Annotated in this window: 11 protein-coding genes; 4 read left to right on the forward strand and 7 right to left on the reverse strand. The window is 62.3% G+C overall.

Annotated elements, in window-relative coordinates:
• Window positions 1-7: 7 nt before the first annotated feature.
• On the reverse strand, window positions 8-1,627 hold the full coding sequence (locus F6X53_RS10910) for an ABC transporter substrate-binding protein (protein WP_151000048.1): 1,620 nt from the start codon (window positions 1,625-1,627) through the stop codon (window positions 8-10).
• 519 nt (window positions 1,628-2,146) lie between these two features.
• Here F6X53_RS10910 and F6X53_RS10915 point away from each other — a divergent pair.
• A complete protein-coding gene (locus tag F6X53_RS10915; protein WP_151000049.1) occupies window positions 2,147-3,517 on the forward strand; it encodes an LLM class flavin-dependent oxidoreductase in 1,371 nt (456 codons plus the stop codon).
• 702 nt (window positions 3,518-4,219) lie between these two features.
• A complete protein-coding gene (locus F6X53_RS10920; protein WP_151000050.1) occupies window positions 4,220-4,867 on the forward strand; it encodes a 2-hydroxychromene-2-carboxylate isomerase in 648 nt (215 codons plus the stop codon).
• A gap of 1,266 nt (window positions 4,868-6,133) precedes the next feature.
• Here F6X53_RS10920 and F6X53_RS10930 read toward each other — a convergent pair.
• The 3 genes from F6X53_RS10930 to F6X53_RS10940 all read right to left on the reverse strand — a co-directional run bounded on the left by F6X53_RS10930 (window position 6,134) and on the right by F6X53_RS10940 (window position 9,411).
• Complete coding sequence (locus F6X53_RS10930; RefSeq protein ID WP_151000051.1) at window positions 6,134-6,502, reverse strand: hypothetical protein; 369 nt, start codon at window positions 6,500-6,502, stop codon at window positions 6,134-6,136.
• A gap of 177 nt (window positions 6,503-6,679) precedes the next feature.
• Entirely contained in the window at window positions 6,680-7,684 is a 1,005-nt protein-coding gene (locus F6X53_RS10935; RefSeq protein ID WP_151000052.1) for a hypothetical protein, read from the reverse strand.
• Window positions 7,685-8,133: 449 nt separating this feature from the next.
• A complete protein-coding gene (locus F6X53_RS10940; protein ID WP_244965556.1) occupies window positions 8,134-9,411 on the reverse strand; it encodes a Y-family DNA polymerase in 1,278 nt (425 codons plus the stop codon).
• A gap of 116 nt (window positions 9,412-9,527) precedes the next feature.
• Here F6X53_RS10940 and F6X53_RS10945 point away from each other — a divergent pair, with 116 nt between their 5' ends.
• The gene (locus F6X53_RS10945) at window positions 9,528-10,250 is read left to right on the forward strand and encodes a glutathione S-transferase family protein (RefSeq protein ID WP_151000054.1); all 723 of its coding nucleotides are present in this window, start codon (window positions 9,528-9,530) and stop codon (window positions 10,248-10,250) included.
• A 14-nt stretch (window positions 10,251-10,264) separates the two neighbouring features.
• On the opposite strand, the gene F6X53_RS10950 is transcribed toward F6X53_RS10945, so the two are convergent.
• The gene (locus tag F6X53_RS10950; RefSeq protein ID WP_151000055.1) at window positions 10,265-10,720 is read right to left on the reverse strand and encodes a LexA family protein; all 456 of its coding nucleotides are present in this window, start codon (window positions 10,718-10,720) and stop codon (window positions 10,265-10,267) included.
• Between the two features lie 405 nt (window positions 10,721-11,125).
• Here F6X53_RS10950 and F6X53_RS10955 point away from each other — a divergent pair, with 405 nt between their 5' ends.
• Entirely contained in the window at window positions 11,126-11,713 is a 588-nt protein-coding gene (locus F6X53_RS10955; protein ID WP_191970794.1) for a response regulator transcription factor, read from the forward strand.
• Window positions 11,714-11,995: 282 nt separating this feature from the next.
• On the opposite strand, the gene F6X53_RS10960 is transcribed toward F6X53_RS10955, so the two are convergent.
• Together F6X53_RS10960 and F6X53_RS33655 are read right to left on the reverse strand one after the other, a co-directional pair.
• Window positions 11,996-12,652: a LuxR C-terminal-related transcriptional regulator gene (locus tag F6X53_RS10960; protein WP_151000057.1), complete on the reverse strand. Its 657-nt coding sequence runs from the start codon at window positions 12,650-12,652 to the stop codon at window positions 11,996-11,998.
• Window positions 12,653-12,827: 175 nt separating this feature from the next.
• Window positions 12,828-21,257 (reverse strand): peroxidase family protein, encoded by an 8,430-nt coding sequence (locus tag F6X53_RS33655; RefSeq protein WP_191970795.1) that lies wholly within the window; start codon window positions 21,255-21,257, stop codon window positions 12,828-12,830.
• Window positions 21,258-21,384 lie beyond the last annotated feature (127 nt).

A 21,384-nucleotide genomic window follows, 5' to 3' on the forward strand; every position in this document is an offset into this window, starting at 1 on the left:
CGCTCACTCAGTTGGCGCTGGCGCGGGTTTGGCCGGGGGCCGGATTCTCAAAGCGGAAATCGCGAAAACTTCCGTAGACCTGATCGCCGCGGGCGCCGTGGCGCAGCGCGGCCGCTTCGACCGTGAAGAATTTGAGCTCAAGCAGCGGCAGGGTCGGCAGGTCGGTGAGTACGATCTCCTGGAAGCGCCGAAACAGGTCTTGCCTCTTGGCCGGATCGGCTTCCCCCTGCACCGCCGCGATGATGCTATCGATCTCCGGGTTGCGGTAGCCCGAGCCGTTCGTCCAGGGAATGTTCTTGCCGACGGAGGCCGACCAATAGGCGCGGGTGACGCCGACCTGCGGATCCGAGAAGGCGGCGAACCACGTGATGGCGATGTCGAAATCGCGGTCGCCGTAGATCCGGCGCGTATAGCTCGGCGTGTCCTGGCTGCGGATATTGGCCTCGACGCCGACGCGCCGCAGGGAGGCCTTCAGGAACTCAGCCGTCCGCTTGAAGTCGTCACCGTAGGGAATGTAGTCGATGTCGAGGCTGAAGCGCGTCCCGTTCGCGCCGCGCGCCCATCCGGCCTCGTCGAGGAGCGTCTCAGCTCGCCGGGTGTCGAACGGATAGACTGGCACGTCCTTGGCGTGGAAGTCGGCGAGCGTGGAGGGCACCGGGCTCGTCGCGGGCGTTCCGAAATTGAACCAGACCACCCGGGCAAGCGCCGCCCGGTCGATGGCCTGCGCGAGGGCGCGGCGCACCCGCACATCCTTGAGCGGCCCGCGCTCGACGTTGAAGTCGGCGAACAGCCAGGGCGACAGCCACTCGTAGCCGGAGGTCTCGACGCGCAGGTTGGGCAGCCCTCCGAGGCGGGCGGCATCCTTCAGCGGCACCGGACTCAAGGGGGCGTATTGCGCCTCGCCCTTCTCCAGGGCCGCGGCACGGGCGGCGGCGTCGGGCAGGACGCGGAAGACGACGCGGTCGAGATAGGGCTTGCCCGCATCCCAATAATCGGGGTTGCGCTCCAGCACGATGTGGTTGCCGCGGCTCCATTCCTTGAACTTGAACGGACCGGTGCCGACCGGCTTGTTGTTGTAGGGATTGGAGAGCGGATCGGTGCCCTCGTAAAGATGCTTGGGAAGGATCTGCGCGCCGTTGCTGTTAAGCGACGACAGGATCGCGGGTGACGGCTGGCTGAGGCGCAGGATCACGGTGAGCGGATCCGGCGTCTCGACGGCCGAGACCTTCCCGAAGGTCACCTGGTTGCGCGGATGGACCTTGGTCCAGACGTTCTCCAGCGTCCATTTCACGTCCGCCGCCGAGAAGGGCTGGCCGTCGTGCCACTTCACGTTTGGGCGCAGGTGGAAGGTCAGGCTGAGGCCGTCGGGGGCAGTTTCCCACGAGGTGGCGAGCGCCGGGATCGGCTTGAGGTTGCGGTCGTAATCGACGAGCCCGTCGAAAATCGTCCCGCTGACGACCCCTGTCGGAGCGGCCGTGTTGACCGCCGCCGTCAGGACCACGGGTTCAGGCTGCACGATCGCCGTGAGCGTGCCCCCGGACCGCGCGGGATCGGCGAGCCCCGCGCCGGCCGTCAGGACCAGGCCGAGCGCCGCTCCTGCAAGCCCCTGGATGCCTCGTGATGCCATCTCGCACTCCCAACGGTGTCGCGCCCGGTCCGCAGATGCCGGACAGATTCCCTGGGTCGCGTTCTATATACAGAACGTATCCATTGTTCCAGCAGATCGTCAGCCCGAGATATTTCGCAGAATACCGCCCATCTCTCCAAGGTTGGAAGATTCCCCTCATGATAATCTGTTCCTTAAATTATCATTCCTCGCGTGGTTTTTTATTTGGTCTGCCCGGCTTTCTGCAGAAGGCCATGCTCTCGCTGGCCTAAAATTCGGGCGAATTTTCGCCCACAGGAAGTGGCGCCCGGCGGCCCTCGATCAGAAACCAACCTGAGGTGTCGCGAGAGTTCAGGGTTCCATCTATGCTCTATTACTGATAATATTAGACTGTATGAGCGTAAAAACACAAAATAAGGTTCTTGTTGATCGAGATCGTGCGCCGAATATGTTTTGCCCGTCTACGGATCTACACGTCCACCCGGCCAGCGCCTCCGACGGAGCCGCCGCACCGCACGCCCCCCTCGATGGAACCCTCCCATGCCCCGGCATCGCGAATTGCTGCTGAACGCCTTCCAGATGGCCGCGCCGGGCCACACCTGGGCGGGGCTGTGGCGTCATCCGCGAGACGCGAGCGCCGCTTACAACACCCTGGACTACTGGGTTTCCCTCGCCCGAACGGCCGAGCGCGGGCTGTTCGACGGCGTGTTCCTCGCCGACGTGATCGGCCAGTACGACGTCTATGGCGGCGGCGCCGAGACGGCGCTCGCGCGCGCCGCGCAGGCGCCGAACCTCGACCCCTTCCTCCTCGTGCCGGCAATGGCCCAGGCGACACGGCATCTCGGCTTCGGCGTCACCGCGAACCTGACCTACGAGCACCCCTTCACCTTCACGCGGCGGGTCTCGACCCTGGATCACCTTGCCGGGGGCCGCGTCGGCTGGAACATCGTGACCGGCTACCTCGAGAGCGGCGCGCGCGGCATGGGGCTTGGCGAGGCGCGCGCTCACGACATCCGCTACGAGGCGGGTGAGGATTTCCTCGAGGCCGCCTACAAGCTCTGGGAGGGGAGCTGGGCGGAGGGCGCGGTGCTACGTGACGCGGCGCGCGGCGTCTTCACCGATCCCGCCGGGGTGCATCGCGTCCGTCACGAGGGGCCCTACTACCGGGTCGACGGCCGGCACCTGAGCGAGCCCTCGCCGCAGCGGACCCCGGTGCTCTACCAGGCCGGCACCTCGTCGCGCGGGCGCCTGTTCGCGGCCCGCCACGCCGAGGCGATCTTCCTGAACGGCCACACAAAGCCGGCCGCCGCCAAGGCCGTGCGCAGCATCCGCGAGGCGGCGCGCGCGGCGGGCCGCGATCCGTACGACATCCGCATGTTTCTCGGCGCCACGGTGATCGTCGCCCCGACCCGCGCCGAGGCGCTCGACCTGCGGGACGAGTACGCCCGCTACCTCGACGCGCCGGGGCAGTACGCCCTGGTCTCCGGCTGGACGGGGATCGACCTCGCCGGCCTCAAGCCCGACGAGCCGCTGGCCTACCAGGCGACCAACGCGATGCAATCCCTCGTCGAGTCCCTGACCGCACCCGGCGAGCGGCCCTTCGCCCTCGCGGACTTCGCCGAGTTCGGTCCGCGCGGGGCACGCGCGCCCTTCATCGTCGGCTCGCCTTCGGAGGTCGCCGACGAACTCCTCGACTGGACGGAAACGGCGGATGTCGACGGCTTCAACCTGACCCGTGCGGTCGCGCCGGAGACGCTGGAGGCCTTCGTCGATCTGGTCGTGCCCGAACTGCAGGCGCGCGGTGTCTTCAAGACGGCCTACCGGGAGGGGACCCTGCGCGAGAAGCTGTTTCCCGGTGCCGGTCCGCACCTGAAGGACAGCCATCCGGGCGCCGTTTACCGAATATCGTAAGTCAGCACGCTCCGGCCTCTGAGGCCTATTCTGATCGCCTCAGAATTCCCGAGCGAACGCACCGCGTGCCTGCGAGCGGAATCCGAACATGTTCAGGTGCCGCGATCGACCGAATTGTCGGCGCTCGACGCAGGTATCGATGCCTGTGGGGCTGCCGGCGAAGGTCACGGACCGGAGCTATTGCGGCGGCCATCATCGCTGCGATTCCGAGGCGTAGGCAGCGATGACGGACGGCGCCGAAATCGAGGCTGGCCGAATTGGCTGCGACGCACCCCACGGGCGGTCGACGGTCCAGGATGGGCAATCCATCGTGGTCTTTGACCTCGCGAGACCCAGTCCAGGCGCCTTGCACGAAAAAGCCCAAGTCAGATGCTGTGCCCGCCGCGCGCACAGGCACCAGGAATCGTCTGGCAGATCCGATACAAGGGTTTTGGATCGAACGGATCCACTAAACATGCCTGAAACCTCTAAACTACAGCAATAATCATTCCTCAGGCAGGTCCGATGAAATATTAGATCCGATTCTCGCCTGTTGGAAGATTGTTATTGGCTGCGCGGTATCGCACTTGGACGTGACCGGAGCCTCAGTGTAGGTTTGTTCTCTGGAATCTTGCGGTTATCCGTCCCCGGGCCGAGAGGCCGCAGGGATCCGGAAGATCGCCCACCCGGCTCGACGAGCATCGTCACTCGGATCATCCGCCCATGACCACAGACCCGCGCGTCGTCGAGTACTATTTCAGCTTTCTCTCGCTGTGGTCCTATGTCGGAAGCCTCGCCTTCCGCTCTCTCACCGACCGGACAGGCACACGAGTCGTGTATAAGCCCGTCGACCTGCTCGCTGTCTTCGCGCCGGGCGGCGGGAAGCCGGTGAAGGAGCGTCCTCCGCAAAGGCAGGCCTATCGCCTGGTCGAGATGCAGCGCTGGCGCCGCATCCGTGGGATCCCGCTCGTGCTCCATCCGAAGTTCTATCCCTCAAACCCGTCAGTGGCCCACCGCGTCCTTCTGGCAGCCCTGGACGAGGGCTCTGACGTCGCCGGCTTCGTCCATGCCGGACTGAAGGCGGTTTGGGCAGACGAACTCGACATCAGCGACGCGGCCACCATTCAGCGCCTCGCGGATGCCAATGGCCTCGACGGCGACCGCCTGCTGCTGCGCGTGGAGGAACGAGGCTTGCGTGAGCGCGAGGCTGACCTGACGCAAGAGGCCATCGCACGCCAGGTCTTCGGCGCACCATTCTACTTCCATCGCGGAGAGCCGTTCTGGGGTCAGGATCGGCTGGACCTGCTCGAGGCCGCGATCGTCGATCCCGGCGAACCGATCCCGCTGTCGCTTCCGTCGGATTCCGCTTGATTCCGGCCGTCCACCGCGCCCTCAATGGCGGTTCCGCCTGATCCATCCGGCTCCGCCCGCGATGACGTTGTCCCCAGCAGAGCGTTGAGGACGATCGCCGCGATGGCTGTGAGCAGGATCGGATCCCTCAGGATGGGCTGAAGCACCTCGGGCAGCGCCCGGAAGAACTGCGGCTGCACGATGGGGATCAGCCCGAAGCCGAGGGATACCGCGATCACGAGGGCATCTCGGCCGCCCGGCCGCGCGTAGCCGACTTGTGCCCTACGAAGCTATCTGCAAAGCCTGGACGGAGGAGCCCTCTAGGTTCACCCGGAACCCGCACCACCAAGTACCGGGACCAAACACTACCTGAACCGCGATCCGGCACTGGCGGCGATCAGGAAGCTTGAAACGAGAACGCAAATTCCCGACCGGATGCCCGACCAGGCCTAAGTGTTCTCAGTCTGAAGAGGAAAAAGCGCTGTAAGATCATTTGGCTGGGGGACCTGGATTCGAACCAGGACTAGAGGAGTCAGAGTCCACCGACATTGCTCGCAATGTCAAAGACTTAGACCCTTCCCAGGACGTAAAACCAAGCACTGAAGAACAACAGCTTTTCGGCGGTTTTGGAAAACCGCCTGGGGTCATTTTCGCGCGTACGCGAGGCTCCCGCAACCGAGGCATTCTGATCATTGCATGATTTATAAAAATGAGACATTAATCCCGTGAGTTTCACGAACAAGCGGGCTCGGTTCGTTTCCTAAAGCAGGTAGCTATATGTCTCGCGATGACGTCAAGTTACTTCGCTTCGCTGAGGCAAATGTGGCGTTCCAACAGATTTTGCGATATCTCTCGAAGGCAGATCCGTACAATAATGCTTCCCTAGCGAGAATGGTGCCGCTTACCCAACATTGTGTTTCCAAAGGAAACTATTCATGCTTGGTTCGCGGTGAAGTAATAGTCGGGCTTATGGCATGGCTCGATGTGAACTCCTCCGACTGTCGAGCGAAAATTGGGGCAGGGTTAAGCTACGAGGTCGAATGCAGCCTGCCTAAGGACGGAATATTCGTCAGCATTATACACGCCAAAAATCGCTCTGATTTGCAGCTTCTAGTCCGACAATTGCGAACATTTTCGCAGGAACGAGATGTGATCTGGGACAGACACAAAGGAAAGCTAGGCTTTCGCAGCAGTAAATTGGCTGGAGTTGCAGGGCCCGGTTAAGCAGAGGTGAGACCGGACACGAAAAAGCCCGCGCCGGCGAACCGGGCGGGCTGACGAGGTCTGCTACTTGGGCTTGATCAGCTCATAGCCCATCCGCTTCTCGCCGTTGAACGCCCAGATGCTCTTGTAGCCGCCGGCATCGTCGTCAACGAGGAGCGCCGTACCGCTCGAACCTTCGCTGGTGAAGCTAGCAGCCAAGATGCGGGCGTCGCCGACAGCGTATCCCGTGTACTTGTCGCCACCGATATTCCAGTTGAGCTTAAAGGTATCTTTGCTTGTTTGCGCGATAGTCAATGACCCAGTATATTCGGTTCCGGGCTCGCCGTTACTGCCCTGAACGCTGTAGTTTCCAGCGCCGCCAGCAAAAGCGGTCGCGCTTGCACACATCGCGAAGCCAAAGATCCCGGCCGCAAAAGTTTTGATCATCGTCATTGCCCCCAAACTCGTTGGTTCGAGCCGCCCGGATTTTTCAGGCAATGGGTCCTACCTCACTTCTGCTTACGAAATTCCGCACTGAGTCAAGCACAAGAAAGCCCGCCGCGGCGAACCGGGCGGGCCAACATTCGGCGGAAAGTCGGTCGCTTAAGTCCGGCTACCTATCAGCGGGCCTCAGGCAAAGAAGACGCCGTCATCAACCACCGACCGGCCCTCAGCAGCGCCAAATCGCAGGTAATGCTCAAGTGGATTGACACCGGCAGCCGCGACATCAGGGTTTTCGGCGAGATACGCCTTTGTGTCGAAACGGCCGGACGGGTCGCGTCCCTCCTTCGCGCCATTGGCTAAATAGTGGGACAGAGGATCCGCGCCGGCAGCGCGCACGTCCGCATATGCGTTGAGATAGCCCTTCACATCGAAGAAGGCGTTCGGATCACGCCCCTCCGCCCGGCCATTGGCTGCGTAGTGAGCTTCAGGGTCGAGATTGGCCTCAGCTACGTCGCTGTATCGGCTTAGGTAAAACAGATCATCGATCAATGCATTCCCGTCATCCTGTTTAATGACGAGATCACCGAATACGTAGGTCTCAACGGAATGAGTCTCTACGTGGATATTCCCGACGTCGCTCGCATCGTCGTCATCATCATCGTCGCCCCCAGCACCGGCCGTCCCGACCGGTGCATCGTCGTCATCGGCAACGGCCTCCGTGACGACGTCATCGTCATCATCGTCGTCGCTCGCCTGTTCAACCGAACCGCCATCATCATCATCGTCGTCGCGAATCGGCTCAAGCGAGCCGTCATCATCGTCGTCGTCATCTTCGTCGAAGCTGCCGCGGGAGATGGTCGCCACATTGCCGGCCGAGAGTACGACGAAGTCGCTCAGAGGCGCATCGATATTGAGGGTGTCGTTGCCCGCACCGCCGTCGAACTGATAATCCGCATTCCTCAGGTCGAGGGTATCGTCGCCGTCTCCGCCTAGGAAGAAGCCCGAACCGTAGGTGACGTTTAGGGCGTCGTTGCCGCCACCCGCGATGACGTTCAGGACGCTGTCCTCATCATCATCGCCAATAAGATTGACAACATCGTCACCGGCACCGGCATCGAGCAGTCGCTCATCGTCGTCCGCATCGAAGTTAAACAGATCTGATCCCGCAGTGCCCCGAATGATCTCAGCCATCGTTCTTCCTGGCAAAAAATTGTAGCAGTTCGCACTTACAGCGTAGGGACATATTCTCGCGCTGTTAAGTGCGAGTAGTCCCCGCTTGATGTTGCCGAAGGCTCCCGACCAGATCCAAAACAGCCCGCCGCGGCTAACCGGGCGGGCTGGAAGTTCGGGATGAAGATCGGCCCCACTAGCGAGGCGGGACAGCTCCGCTAGCAGGGCCTAGCCGCGGTCCCAGGGGAACTTGGCCAGCTCTATCTGGCGTGGTTGCGGCGCTCCGCAATCAGGCAGACGGGAAAGCTGAATTGCTCCGCGCATCACCCCCACCAATCCCGCGCCACCGCCGCGACCGCAAGGCCGAGGAAGATGCCGGCGAGGAGCGCCATGGCGAGGTGGCCGGAGGGCAGATATGGCTCGCCCGTCCGGAGCGGCAAGATCTCGAACTCAAGCCCTCGCGGTGCAGATTAAGCAAAGGCGGTCGGCAGTTCGGCGAGCTGGGTCGTGTAGCGCGGGGTCCGCATCTCGAACTTCGTGCTCCAAGCGCGCTTCTCCTCCAAGCCAGCGCGGGCGGGCACGACAGTCCCGCGCCCGAAGCGGGCGTTGCAGGTGTCGATCGCGGCCATGAGCGGGCCGGAGTGCTCCCGGTCGAGCTGCCCGATCAGCGCCCGTGGGCTGTCCTCCAGCAGCATCAGATCCGTCGTCACCACGCCGGCCTTGCTGTAGCGCCAGGGCCGCTCGCCCGGCTCGCGCCACGTCTTCTCGACGCCGAGGCGTGCGGCCTTGATCAGCGCCAGCGTGTCGTTCGTGGCCTCAGGCAGCGTCACGGTGGTCGAGACCGAGCGCATCGGCTCGCCGCGGTCGTGCTCGCTCGTGTGGTAGAAGACGCTGACGTGGTTGGTGCCGAGCCCTCCCCGCCGCAGCTTCTCGCCGAGCCGCGTCGCGTGCGCCGCGACCGCCTGCTCCAGCGTGGCCCGGTCCTCGATGCGCTTGGAGAACGAGCGGGTGACCGCGCAGCCTTTGCGCTGGGCCGGCAGGAGCTCCAGCGGCAGGCAGGCGAGGCCGCGCAGCTCGTGGATGATGCGCTCGCCCACCACCGTCATGGCCTTGCGCACCGGGCGCGGGTCGAGGTCGCGCAGATCCGCCACCGTGTCGACGCCCATGGCCTCGAGCTTGGCAAGCGAGGCGCGTCCGATGCCCCAGACCTCGCCGACATGGACCCGGCAGAGCCAAGCGGCCCGCTCGTCCTCGTCCGTCAGGTCGCAGACACCGCCGAGCTCGGGGATGCTCTTGGCAATGTGATTGGCGAGCTTGGCCAGCGTCTTCGTCGGGCCGATGCCGACGCAGGTCGGAATGCCAGTCCAGGCCCGGACCGTCGCGCGCAGGTCGCGGGCGAGCTCCAGCCGCTCGCGCTCGCGCACGTCCGAGAGGTCGAGGAAGCTCTCGTCGATCGAGTAGATCTCCACCCGCGGTGAGAAGTCCCGGTATACCGCGTTGGTGCGGGCCGACATGTCGCCGTAGAGCGTGTAGTTCGAGGAGAACACGCGCACGCCCTGGCGCCGGCACAGGTCGCGGATCTTGAAATAGGGCTCGCCCATGCGGATCCCGAGCGCCTTCGCCTCGGCGGTCCGGGCGATGGCGCAGCCATCGTTGTTGGACAGCACGATGACCGGCACGGCCGCGAGCTTCGGATCGAACACCCGCTCGCAGGAGCAGTAGAACGAATTGCCGTCTATCAGCGCGATGGCGCGTGTCGTCTTTCCTGGGTGCGCTTGCCTTTCGCTTGTGGAGAGTGCGAGTTCACAGGACGGATCTAAGATCTGTTCCGGCCAAGCCACAGCCTTGAGATGGGTCATGCGAAATGCCTGACGCCCCGTTGGAGCCATCGCCGCGTCTGATCGTGTTGGCGCCCTCGCACTTCTGCGAACGCGCGCGTTGGGGTCTCGATCATGCGGCGCTGCGCTACACCGAGCAGGCATGGGCGCCGCTCCTCCACCTGCCCCTCGCTCGTCGGCTGGCCAAGGCCAGCACGTTGCCGATCCTCGTGGTCCGCGTCGGCGAGGTCATTCAGGGCAGCGGAGCCATCCTGAGCTGGGCTGGTTTGAAGAGCGATGCCGAACTCGTGGAGCGGCGGCTTGAGAAGCGCACTGGTCCGCTCGTGCGACGCTACGTCTATTCGGGCGTGCTTCACGATCCGCGTGCGGGCGTACGCGACATCCTCCTCCACGGCGTTCCGCCGTGGCAGGCAAGGGTCGCGCGGACGGCGTGGCCCGCGATCCGCCAAGCGATGAGCGTCAGCATGAAGGTCGGGCCGGCCAAATTGGTCGAGCTGGAGCAAGCGCTCGAGCGCGAGCTCGATTGGATCGACGCGATCGTGAGCGAAGGCCCCTACCTCGATGGAGATCAGTTCGGGCGCACGGACATCACGGCTGCGAGCCTGCTGGCGCCGCTGGCACGTCCGGTCGATCTTCCGCTTTATCGGCAGTTGGTGATGCCGGCAGAGGTGGAGAGAGCATTCCAGCGCTGGGCCGATCGGCCGTCGATACGCTGGGTGCTGCGCATGTACGCCGCCCATCGCAACTGACGAAGCTGCCTGGCTCATCGCACGAGGCCGCCGCGCGCGATGTGCCAACGGATCGAGAAGCGCACCACGCCCCAGATCTCGCCGTCGGTCAGCTCCTCGACCGCGAAGGCTGGCAGGTCCGGATTGTCGAAGGCGAGGCGCGCGACGTTGCCGTCGATGACGAGGCGCTTGATCGACATCTCGCCGTCGATCGCCGCGACCACGACGCTGCCGTGCCCAGCCTTGAGGCTGCGATCAACGACGGCGAGATCCCGGTCGAAGATGCCGGCGCCGCGCATGCTGTCGCCGGAGATGTTCCAGGCGAAGGTGGCGGGCGGGTTCGGCGCGAGCCAGCGCGGCAGCTCCAGCGCGCCTTCCAGAAAGTCGTCGGCGGGCGAGGGAAAGCCCGCGCAGAGGCACTGCCCCAGGATCGGAACGTGGATGACCGCTTCCGAGCCCGCGTGTAGCTCGCCGATTCGATAGAGGTGCACGGCAATCCCCACCATGCGAACAGACGGAGAACAAACAGCGCGGCGAGTCTCGGTTCAATCCGCCTTGAGCCGATTTCGAACGAGCCTGTGCACGACTGTGGATAACTATGAAGAAGTCAAAATCTGCCGTGGGTTGAGGCTTCCGGCCCCAGTGGAAAGCGGCAAGCCTAGCAACAGTCTGACGAACGATGCCTGCACGGCAGAGCAGCGTACGTATCGGACATACGCTGAAGGCTGGCTCTTCCAGCACGCAGCGTCCAGTTGTACTAAACGACAACGATTTCAGACAGTGTAAAAATTCCTGATGATGTTGGCGCCAAGGGGTGGGGAATGAGGAAATGTACTGAGTCGAGTGCTGCTCTGATCGTTGCCGACGAGGGGCTGTATAGGTCAGGACTCTCTGAATTGCTGACGAATGAATGCGGCTTCTCAGAATGCATCGAATGCGATTGTCCGGGTGATGCTCTTAAAATCCTCAGGAATAATCCAAAAATCTCGCTCGCAGTTTTCAATCATGGTGAATTTGGCAACAAATTAAATTCGAATTTGCGTATTGTGTCTCTTGTATGCCCTGCGGTCCGCATCTTGATTGTTGGAGATTTTAACTATAAAAATGAGCTATTTGCTGCTTTGAACGCTGGAGTTCATGGTTACATACCGAGAAGATTTGGTAAGGCGGAGATTAGTCGCGCGTTCGAGATTGTATCGCGTGGAGGATTTTTCCTGCCGACTGTGATTGATGAGCAGCAGTACCAGTGCCGGGTCGCTCAGGAGAGCAGAAAGCAAACCCAAGAAGTTGCAGAGTCAGAGCTGACGTCAAGAGAGAAATATATATTCGATGCAATAAGACGGGGTGAGACGAACAGAGAGATTGCAGAAGTGCTTCGCCTTACTGAAGGTACGGTGAAAAATCTCGCATATGATCTCTACCGCAAGTTAGGAGTTAGTAAACGTACGGATCTGATCAACCACAGTGTTGTGCCGAGAGATTGACGCGCTGCTTCGGCGCCTAACTGAAGCTGATCTGCTCATTCGAGCAGTATCTTGAGGCAAAAATTCGCGAAGTATGTTTATCTAAATCTCGCCTGAAGCTTATTTCTTCAAGATTATAGTGCTGTTTGTCATGCGACATTGCGGGTATCTGGCGAAAATTCGCCTAAAACATCACTCGATGCAAAGCGGGAATTTGGTTTTTGCGGGATATGGGCGTGTTATTTCTAAGAGCTATGGCAAGCTATTGTGATGCTTAGGTATGATACGAAAAACTGCACTGGGTCAGTGCTTTAATGCAAGCATTGATTCCATCAGTTCTTTTCGCTTGCTGATACCGAGTTTGCGGTAGAGCGCATAGGCGTGGACCTTGACGGTGTTTTCGGTAAGATTGAGTGATCGCGCGATGTCCTTATTCCGCATGCCGCTTTTTATAAGCATAAATACGTCTTTCTGCCGACGCGTCAGCTCCGCATAGCTCTTATTCAGCTCCGGGCCTACGCTTGTGCGGCTTGCCTCCGATTTGGGGGGGAGCATCGACATACTGACCGGAACGAAGATGTCGTCTTGTCTGATCATTCGGAAGGCTTCGAGTAGCTCAAGCTTACCGAGGCTCTTCGGGATATAGGCGTGGGCGCCGGCCTGCAGAGCGCCCAGGATGTCGATGCGGTCGTCGGATGAGGCGAGGACGGCGATGCGAACCTGACAGAACCGCGTTCTTAGATGGCGCAGGTTCGCTTCGTGCTGAGCGATCGGGGGGGAGAGGTCCAAGGACGCCAGCGTTATATCGGAGCGATCCTCGAGGGCCTTTAGTGCCTGGTCAAAGGACGTCCGCTCGATTACCTCGGCAAAGCCGCATTCCGATTTCAGCAAGTCGGAGAGATATTTGCGGTAAGTCGCCTGACCGCTCGCGATCAGCGTGATACCTGATCGGCTGCACATCGCTTGTCATCCATCGTTCGTTAGCAAGGTTCTTGGGACGCTGGTCCGTCGTTCGACGATCCGGTCAAGCGGGGCCGAAACTCACCGAGCCGAAGGCTACTGCGCACCTGGGGGGTGACATGACAAGGGGCGGGCGGTTTGCACGCCCGCCCCCGTTGTCTTGTGGCAGGCCTCCTCAGACGAGGTGCCATCCCATCTCGATCTGCGGCAGCAGATGCTGCTGGGCCTCTGCGCTCTGGGTGATGCCGACCGCGACCTCCGCTCGTGAGGTTCCCTGAGTCAGGGCTGCGAGCCAGGACTGCGCGCCGACCGCATCGGGTGCGCGGCCGAGAGCACCGTCGTAGAGGGCCTCGATGAAAGCAGCGTCGCTGAGGTCCGCGAACTTCGCCGCGTATTCTGGCGAGTTGAGGACCCCCTGTACTACGCCTTGCAGCGACACCCCGCTCTCAACCGCGCCGGTGAGGGCTTGAAGGCCCCCTTGGTCCGGAGCGCGGTCGAGCATACCGTAATAAAGCCGTGCAACACTGCTTGCATCGAGATCCGGCGTGAATACGCCCTGTTCGAAGGCAGGCTGCAGGCCCTCCAGGTTCTCCGCCGAGAAGGCGAAGACGGTTACCACATCCGCACGCGAGGTGCCTTGATCGAGCGCGCTCACCCAGTTCTGCACCCCGGCCATCTCACCTTGGCGGTGCAGAGCGGTCTCGTAGAGGTTCTGCACGAAGGTGAAGTTGTCGGACGCCCCCAGATGTGACTGGCCTTCCTGGGACTGAAGCAGGGCGGCGGCGAGATCGTGCAGCGAAAGGCCGTTGCTGTGCGCGGCCGTCCAGGCCTGCTGCCCAGTTGCATCCGAGGACCGGTCGAACACCGCGTCGTAGAGGGCGTAGACCTCCCCGGCTGCACTGTGCACGTCGTGGGTGACGGTTCCGAAGAACATCCGGTTCTCTGGTTCGCTGGCGCCAGCGCCACCCCCTCCGCCAGTGCCAGGGTCCGTGCCAGGGCCGGTGCCGGGGTCCGTGCCAGGGTCGGTGCCAGGGTCCGTGCCAGGGCCGGTGCCGGGGTCCGTGCCAGGGTCGGTGCCAGGGTCCGTGCCAGGGTCCGTGCCAGGGCCGGTGCCGGGGTCCGTGCCAGGGTCGGTGCCAGGGTCCGTGCCAGGGCCGGTGCCAGGGTCGGTGCCGGGGTCCGTGCCAGGGTCCGTGCCAGGGCCGGTGCCAGGGTCCGTGCCGGCGTCGTCTTCCGGATGATCATCATCATCCCCATGGCCGAAGTTCGGCAGGCGATCGTCCTCACAGGTGAAGGTTATAGTGTGACCATCCTTCTTCATGGTCGTCACACCGGCAGTGGTCGTGATCACATAGTCCTCGGGTGTCGCACCCTCGGGAAGTTCGATCACGTCCTGCGGGCGTATCGTACCGACGATCGTGTCATTGCCGCCGTTGGAGCGGAACACGATGCGGTGAGCTGAGGTCAGCGCCGAGATGTCGACCGTGTCGTCGCCTCCGTCACCATCAATGGTGATGGTGTTGAGTCGCAGGCTGGTGGTCGAGAAGTCGCCGAAAATCTGGAAGGTGTCGTTGCCAGCACCTCCGGATGTTCCGGCAGGATCGAAACCGTTGAGCCGGATTTCTTCGATCTCCGTCAATTCCGCGATGATCGCGGCGTTGCCGCTTCCGTTGCGGGTGACCACGATCTCGGTGTTCGCGTTCAAGCCGGTGATGCCAGCGGCGGTTGCCGCTGCCCTCGTATAAATGCCGTAAGTCTCGGCAGAAGCATTACCGTTGATCACGAACGTATCGCCCGCCGTGCCTTCGGTCCCGCCATTGACTACATCTCGGCCATCGGTGGCGCCTGAAGCATTGGCGTTCCAGATGATAGTGTCGTCGCCATTGTCGCCGTTGATGGTGTCTACGCCGACATTGAGACCAGGTTTCGTGACGTTGATCGCCAGATTGTCGATCGTCACGGTATCCTGCGCCTCAAGGCTAGAAGCCACGAAGCGGATGGCTGCGTTCTCGGTCATAGGACCGGTGCCGAACTGCGTCAGGTCAATCGACCGGTTGGCAGTGTTGGTCGCACTGTTGATGAGGTCGACCTGAACGAAGTCGATACCGTCGCGCGAGAACCAGACCGCAACCGTATCGTTGTCCGCACCGGTATCCAGCCCCGCCTCCTGCACCGAGTAGGTCAAGGTAGCCGCGGTCACGCCGGACAGATCCACCGTACGCTGGAGCTGTGCACCGTCAAAGCCGGTCCCCGTTCCGCCGATGAACTGCAGTGCGTTACTGCCGTTCGCGTCGATACGAATTTGGCCAGCCGTCGCGCCGCCGCTGTCGCCACTTTCAGACCAAGTGGTGGTCCAGGCAACGGAGCCGGTCGAGTTGGTCACACTGCTGTTGAAGTTGTCGGCATAGGCCCCGTTATCTGAGCCGGTGCCGCCAACGAGTGAGTCGTTGCCATCACCGCCGTTCAGCGTGTCCGTGCCCTCGCCGCCGTTGATGACGTCGTTGCCGCCAAGGCCGTTCAGCGTGTCGTTGCCACCCAGCCCGTTGATTGTGTCGGCATTGGCCGTCCCGTTCAGCACCTGCCCGGCATTCGTGCCATTGATCGTATTCGCGGGCGTCGTCGCTAGGATGAAGTCGGCAGACGTAACGCCATTGACGCCAGTTGCTTCAACCTCCTCGAGACGAATGGTACCAAGCACAGCCCCACCGGTAATCCCAGCGGCGTCGTAGACCGTGATCAGCGTATCGTCGATTGTGCCGTCCTCGATGTCGGCGATCGTGACCCGGCTAGCGAAGTTCGCAGCGGTGATGCCAAGTGCGCTCAGGTCTATCAGGTCCTGTGAGGCGATGTTTCCGCCTACAGAGTCGAAGCTGTTGATCACGTCGTTGCCGAAGCCAGCCTCGGTGTAGCGGATGATGTCATTGCCGTTTCCCACATCGATGGAGTCGTTGCCGGCCCCGCCGATGATGGTGTCGGTGTCGTTGCCCGTCCCGCCGCTCAGGATATCGTTGCCTGTGCCGCCGTCGATCAGATCGCTGCCGTCACCGCCATCGATGGTGTCGTTGCCGCCACCGCCGAAGAGCTGATTGGCTCCGCCATTGCCGGTGATGACGTTGGCCACCTCATTGCCCGTGCCGTTGATGGCAGCGTTGCCGGTCAGCGTCAGGTTCTCGACGTTGGCGCCGAGCGTGAAGCTGATGGAGGACCGCACGGTGTCCGTGCCACCCACTGTACCGGCCACTTCGGTGACCGTGTCGCCGGCATTGTCGACGATGTATGTGTCGTTACCCTCGCCGCCAGACATGGAGTCGGCACCAGCGCCGCCGTCTAGAGTGTCGTTGCCGAGTCCACCCGACAGGGTGTCGTTGCCTGTGCCGCCGGTGATGGTGTTGTTGAGTTCGTTGCCCGTGCCGGTAAAGGCCGCGGCACCGGTATAGGTCAGGTTCTCGACGTTGGCAGTGAGTGTGTAGGCGGCAAGCGTCGTCTGCACCGAGTCGGTTCCGCTATTCGCAGCCTCGACTACCACATCGCCAGCGTCATCAACGACGTAGGTGTCATTGCCGGTACCGCCGACCATGACGTCGGCGCCAAGTCCGCCGCTAAGACTGTCGTTGCCCGCGCCACCGACGAGGAGGTCGTCGCCGACGCCGCCATCGAGCAGGTCAGTGCCGCCAGCGCCGAACAGCAGGTCGTCGCCCGCACCACCGTTCAGTCTTGTCTCCAAAGTACCCGTCTGTGTAGCCGCGACGAGAACGTCGTTCTGATCGGTGCCATTGAGATCGAGCGAGCGCGAGGCGTTGATGTTGTAGGGGTCGGTTCCGACCGCATATCCGTGGATGTTGGCGCCGCCACTGAAGGAGATCGTCTCGACGGCTCCCGACCCGGGGGTCTGGGACGCTGCTGTCGCCGAATAATGCGATAAGACGTCGATCCGCGACGTTCCGAACGTGATCCTGAGGTCGTCGGCGTTCGTGCCGACGGTTGCCACACGCTCGAAGGTCAGGCCCGAGAGATCAGCGCCTCCAGCGAGGATCTGGACGCTATCGGTGCCGCTGGTGTCGGTGATCGTGTCCTGGCCGTCGGCCAGCCCGAAGGCGTAAATATCGTTTCCGGCTCCGCCGTTCAGCGCGTCGTTACCAGTTCCGCCGATCAGGATGTCATTGCCGCCGAGGCCATTCAGCGTGTCATTGCCCGCCTTGCCGACGATCAGGTCGTGCTGCGCGGTGCCGTTGAGCGTCTCACCCGCGGCAGTGCCCTCGATAACGTTGAGAACGCTGCCGGTGAACTGGAGCTTCTCGATGCCCCGAACGGTATCGCGGCCGTCCGACAGCGGCTTGGGAGCCGCTTCGTCCTCACCTCCGCCATCGGCTCCTTGAGTTTCTACGAAGCCCGTGTGGTCAACGAAGATGCTGCCGTCGGAGTTGGTGCCGAAGGTGTAGTTGGCGACGACATCGGTATAGACGGCCGTGTCGACGTCGCCAGCTTTGTTGCCATCGACGATCTCACGGACAATGTTGAGTTGACCCGGATTGAGCGTCCGGCTGAACATCAAGGCGTCGAGCCCCTTGCCGTTGTAAAGCGCGACAGCTCCAGCCCGAATCTCGCCATTCACATAATCCTCAGGCGCGTAAACCTTTCCGCTCATCCCGTCGGCTGTTCCAATTACAGGACCGGTGCCGTCCTTGTTCGTGTGAATGGCGATGCGGACATTGAGCCATTTGTCGCCGTCGATCACATCGTTGCCGGCGAGACCCTTGATCACGTCGCTTCCTCCGCCACCGAGCAGGATATCGGAAGCGTCTGCGGTCTCGAGAACCACCGATTCGACGACGCCGTCCCTACCGGTCTGATTGGTGCGGGTGACGTGAGCCACCAGAGCGCGCAGCCCGGTAATCAGATCGACGTTCGTCTCCAGAAGTGCGTTGGAGTATGTGTCCAGCGCAGAGCCATCGTTGGGAATAGCAGCCGTGCCTTCGGCTTCAGCGCGGGTGTTCACCGCGACGCTCCGACCGGTCAGCGTGTCATTCTTGTTCCAGCCCGAGAGCCCTTCGACGAGGTCGAAGCGATCGCGCAGGATGAAGGCCTCCTGGGTCTCGAAGATCGGAATGCCCAGGTCGGAATTGGCGGCCTGGCTGTCGCCCTTGTGGATGCCCCAGTCGAAGCCAGCCATACCATTCGAGCGCTGGATGCCCTCGCTATTCTGGGACATGATGTCGTCGCCGGACTCACCATCGTAGTCCGTGTCGCCACCGCCTCCGAGCAGGACGTCGTGTCCGATGATCGAGGAGTTGAAGAACAACTCGGAGTTCTCGCCGGCTAGCGTGTCGAATCGGTCACCACCTTCGAGCCAGTCGTTGCCCTCGTTGCCAAGGAGGACGTCACCGCCGGTGCCGCCGAGGACGAAGTCGTCACCCGTGCCGGCGAAAGCCTCCTTGCCGTCGGGGCCGGTGACGATGAAGTCATTGCCTTGGTTGCCGAACAGCAGCGACAGACCCGAGCCTCCATGGATGACGTCGTTGCCTTCGTTGCCGTGCAGGAAGTCGGCCTCGCCGATGTCGGTGCCGGCATTGGTGATGATGTCGTCACCTTCGCCGCCGAACACCTTGTCGACGCCGTAGCCGGCCTCGATCGTGTCGTCACCTCCCTTACCCCAAATGGCGTCGTCGCCGCCGCCCGACACGATGGTATCGTTGCCCTCGGTGCCGCCGATGGTGAAGTGCTCGTTGCTGTTGACACGAATGTAAGCTGCAACCGTGGTCTTATCAGTCGCGGCGATGAGGTTGCCTGCTGCGTCGCGCCGCTCGACCAAGTTGGCGAAGGGCAGGAACGGGTTGTCTTGAAGCGGGTCGTCGCCGAGTTGCTTGCTCGGATCCATTTCCAGCGTCGGCATCTGGAACGCCGAGAAGAGATTGCCCGGCAGCGCGGTCGAGTGTTCATCACCGAGGTCGGTGTTGCGCATCACGAGTTCGGCGAAGGTGTTGTTCTCCAGCTCGTTGAGCAGGTTGAGGCCCTGGGTGCGCGACAGGTAGTAGAATCGGTCGGCATCCTGCAGGTTCTCCATTGTCATCTGGAAGACGAAGGCGAAGGTGGAGCCCAGCATGCCGCCGAACGCCATCTTCTTTTCGGCCAAACCGCCGATCCAGAAGTCGACGGTGTTGAGGCCACCGAGCTTAGGGTCATTGGCGTAATTACCGGTGGCATTGAGGAAGTCGAGGCGATCCGCAGGGGCGCCAGCGCCGCCCAACACGAGCTTGGTAGCTGCTTCGCGCAGTTGCTCGACCGTCTTCGGTTCATCCTGCGTGTTCTTCAGCGTGTCATGAGTACCGTAAGCGGCGATGAAGTTGATGATCGACGCCGGATTTTTAAGGTTGAGTGCGTAATCGGCCCAGCTCTCGTAGGGCTTGAGCAGCGTATCGCCGGTCTCCTCGAAAAATGTCTGGCGCCCGATATTCAGCGCCGGCGTGCCGACGTCGCGGCCACGGGCCAAGTTGATCGTGGCAAGGTCGAGCGGGATGCCGAGCAGCTGGTTGCGCAGCACATCGGTGACGAACTCGTCGATCTCGCTGCCGGTCTGGCGGCTCATGCCGCGGATGATGGCGCCCGACGCGGCTTCGGCATCGCCAAGCGAGTCGTACATGACCGGGTTGAGGAAGCCATCAAACAGTTTCACGTCGCTCTGGACAGGCTTGCCGTCTGGGCCCATCTCGATGATCGCGATGTCCTGGCGCAGCATCGAGTGGCCGAAGCGGTAGACCACGTGCGCGAACTCAGCGGCGATGCTCGGGTTAATATCCGCCGAGGGCTCGAACACGAAGGCATCGATGTCCGGCTGCATCATGCGGCCGAACTCCTCGAAGACGAGGTGCTGGTACTCCATCTCGTTCGTGAAGCGCCCCGCTTGGAACAGACGCTCGCCGTCCCACACCAGCGCGGCCTTGCCGGCCTCGGTCGTCGGAATGGCGGTGACATCGACGAGCAGCCACTCGTTGAGGAAGTTCAGGTCGCCAGACGTCAAGGCAATATTCTTGGTCATCTCGACGACGCGGTTGTGCTCCGAGTGGAACACCTGGTGCACCGCGGTTAGCGCGATGTTCTCGTTGGCACGTCCGTCGCCGGCGACGAAGTGGCGGTCGAGCAGCTCATTGTCATAGGCAGAGGGCCCCCGCTGGCCCTGGGGACCGGGCGTGCCGTCGGCATTGGCGTAGCCGAGTGCTGTGTCGGTATCAGCCTGCAGCACGACGACGCCGTCCACCGTTGCCGTGATCGGCACAGCCGCGTGGGCGATGTCGTCGAGGAAGGCGTGGCCGGTCAGGACTACACCTTGAGCGCTGACCGGAGCAGCAGGGTTACCTTCGCGCAGCACGTCGTCGGCAGTGCCGAGCTTGCCGTCCGGGCCCATGCCCACGACCAGCTGCGGATAGCCATTCGGGCCGGGGATGAAGTTACCGTATTGATCCGCTGCGATCAGTGGGATGTTGCCGACATTGAGGTCGGTGAGCTCGATGCCGAGGACGGTTTTTGCCTGCGCCTTGATGTCGGCCCAAGTGGCGAGGCCGCCGTTGCTGCCCTCCAGCAGGTGACCAGACGCGATCGGCTTGCCGTCGGGACCCGGAACATACTCGCGCATGAAGACCTGCTTCGACGCAGTCGAGGCGTAGGTCTGGTTCTGGTCGACCCAAGGCGTGGTGAGGTTCTTGGGTCCCGCGCCATCATCCGCGGTACCGAGAATGCCGTCCGCACCGGCATTGACGGTGACGCGGGTCAGCGGGATGTAGTTCTGCGCGCCCGGAGCCGTGCTGTACATCGGATCGTCCGGCGACAGCGGCACGTAGACGGTGCCATTGCCGCCCTTGGCGACAAGATCGAGGCCATGATCGAAGAACTGGCCGAAGATCGTCATCCAGCCATTGAACGGCGAGGAGAGCCCTTCATCCGGCGAAACGTTCGGCAGGAAGACGGAGTTGCCGTCCATCTCGACGCCGTACTGCGCAAGCTTCGCATCAAGGGCGGCCTCGGCCAGCGTGTAAGCGGCCGAGGGCTGTTGACCAGCGGAAGGGGCAGGGATGGCTTTGAGAACAGTGTGCGCGTTAGCAATCTCGCTAAGCGCCGTCATCAGGGGCTGCCCCGACATCCCAGCGTGCGTCAGCGCCGCGGCGATGGCAGCCGGATTATCTAGCGTCTGGTCGACCACTAGGTTGGAGATGATGCGCGGATCGGCGTCGATAACGGTGCCGCTGCCGGGCCCTGGCTGCGAGCCGGAGCGCGTACCGGCGTAGGCGTAATTGTTGTTGGTGTACCAGGTCTCGGCGTTAGGTGCCGGATTGAAATCATAGCGATCGCCATCCGCTTCATTGATGTAGGTCGGCGTGAACAATCCTGGGAACGACTGGTCCGAAGCGCCCCAGTTTTCACGTCCCGGAAGCAAGTTGTTGTAGCTGCCGTCAACTGTGCGAAGGCCGTAAGGGAGCAGGTGCGCCTGCGTCAGCCCGTCATTACCGTTATATCCGGCAACCAGCTTGGCAAGGTCTCCCCCTGCGGCATGAGCTTCCGCGATCTCGATCTGCTTGAGAATGAACTCGAGATCGTGCTTGACGAGCGCAACCATGATAATCTCCCAGTAAAACCCGCGCTTTTCACGGAGAGTGCGCATCGCTCGCCACTTAGGCGAGGTTTGCCTCTCATGATTGTCAGCAGCGCTGAAATTTGCCGCCTTTGCGGTCGTCGTACTGGTT

The organism is Methylobacterium soli (assembly GCF_008806385.1).
GTDB lineage: Bacteria > Pseudomonadota > Alphaproteobacteria > Rhizobiales > Beijerinckiaceae > Methylobacterium > Methylobacterium soli.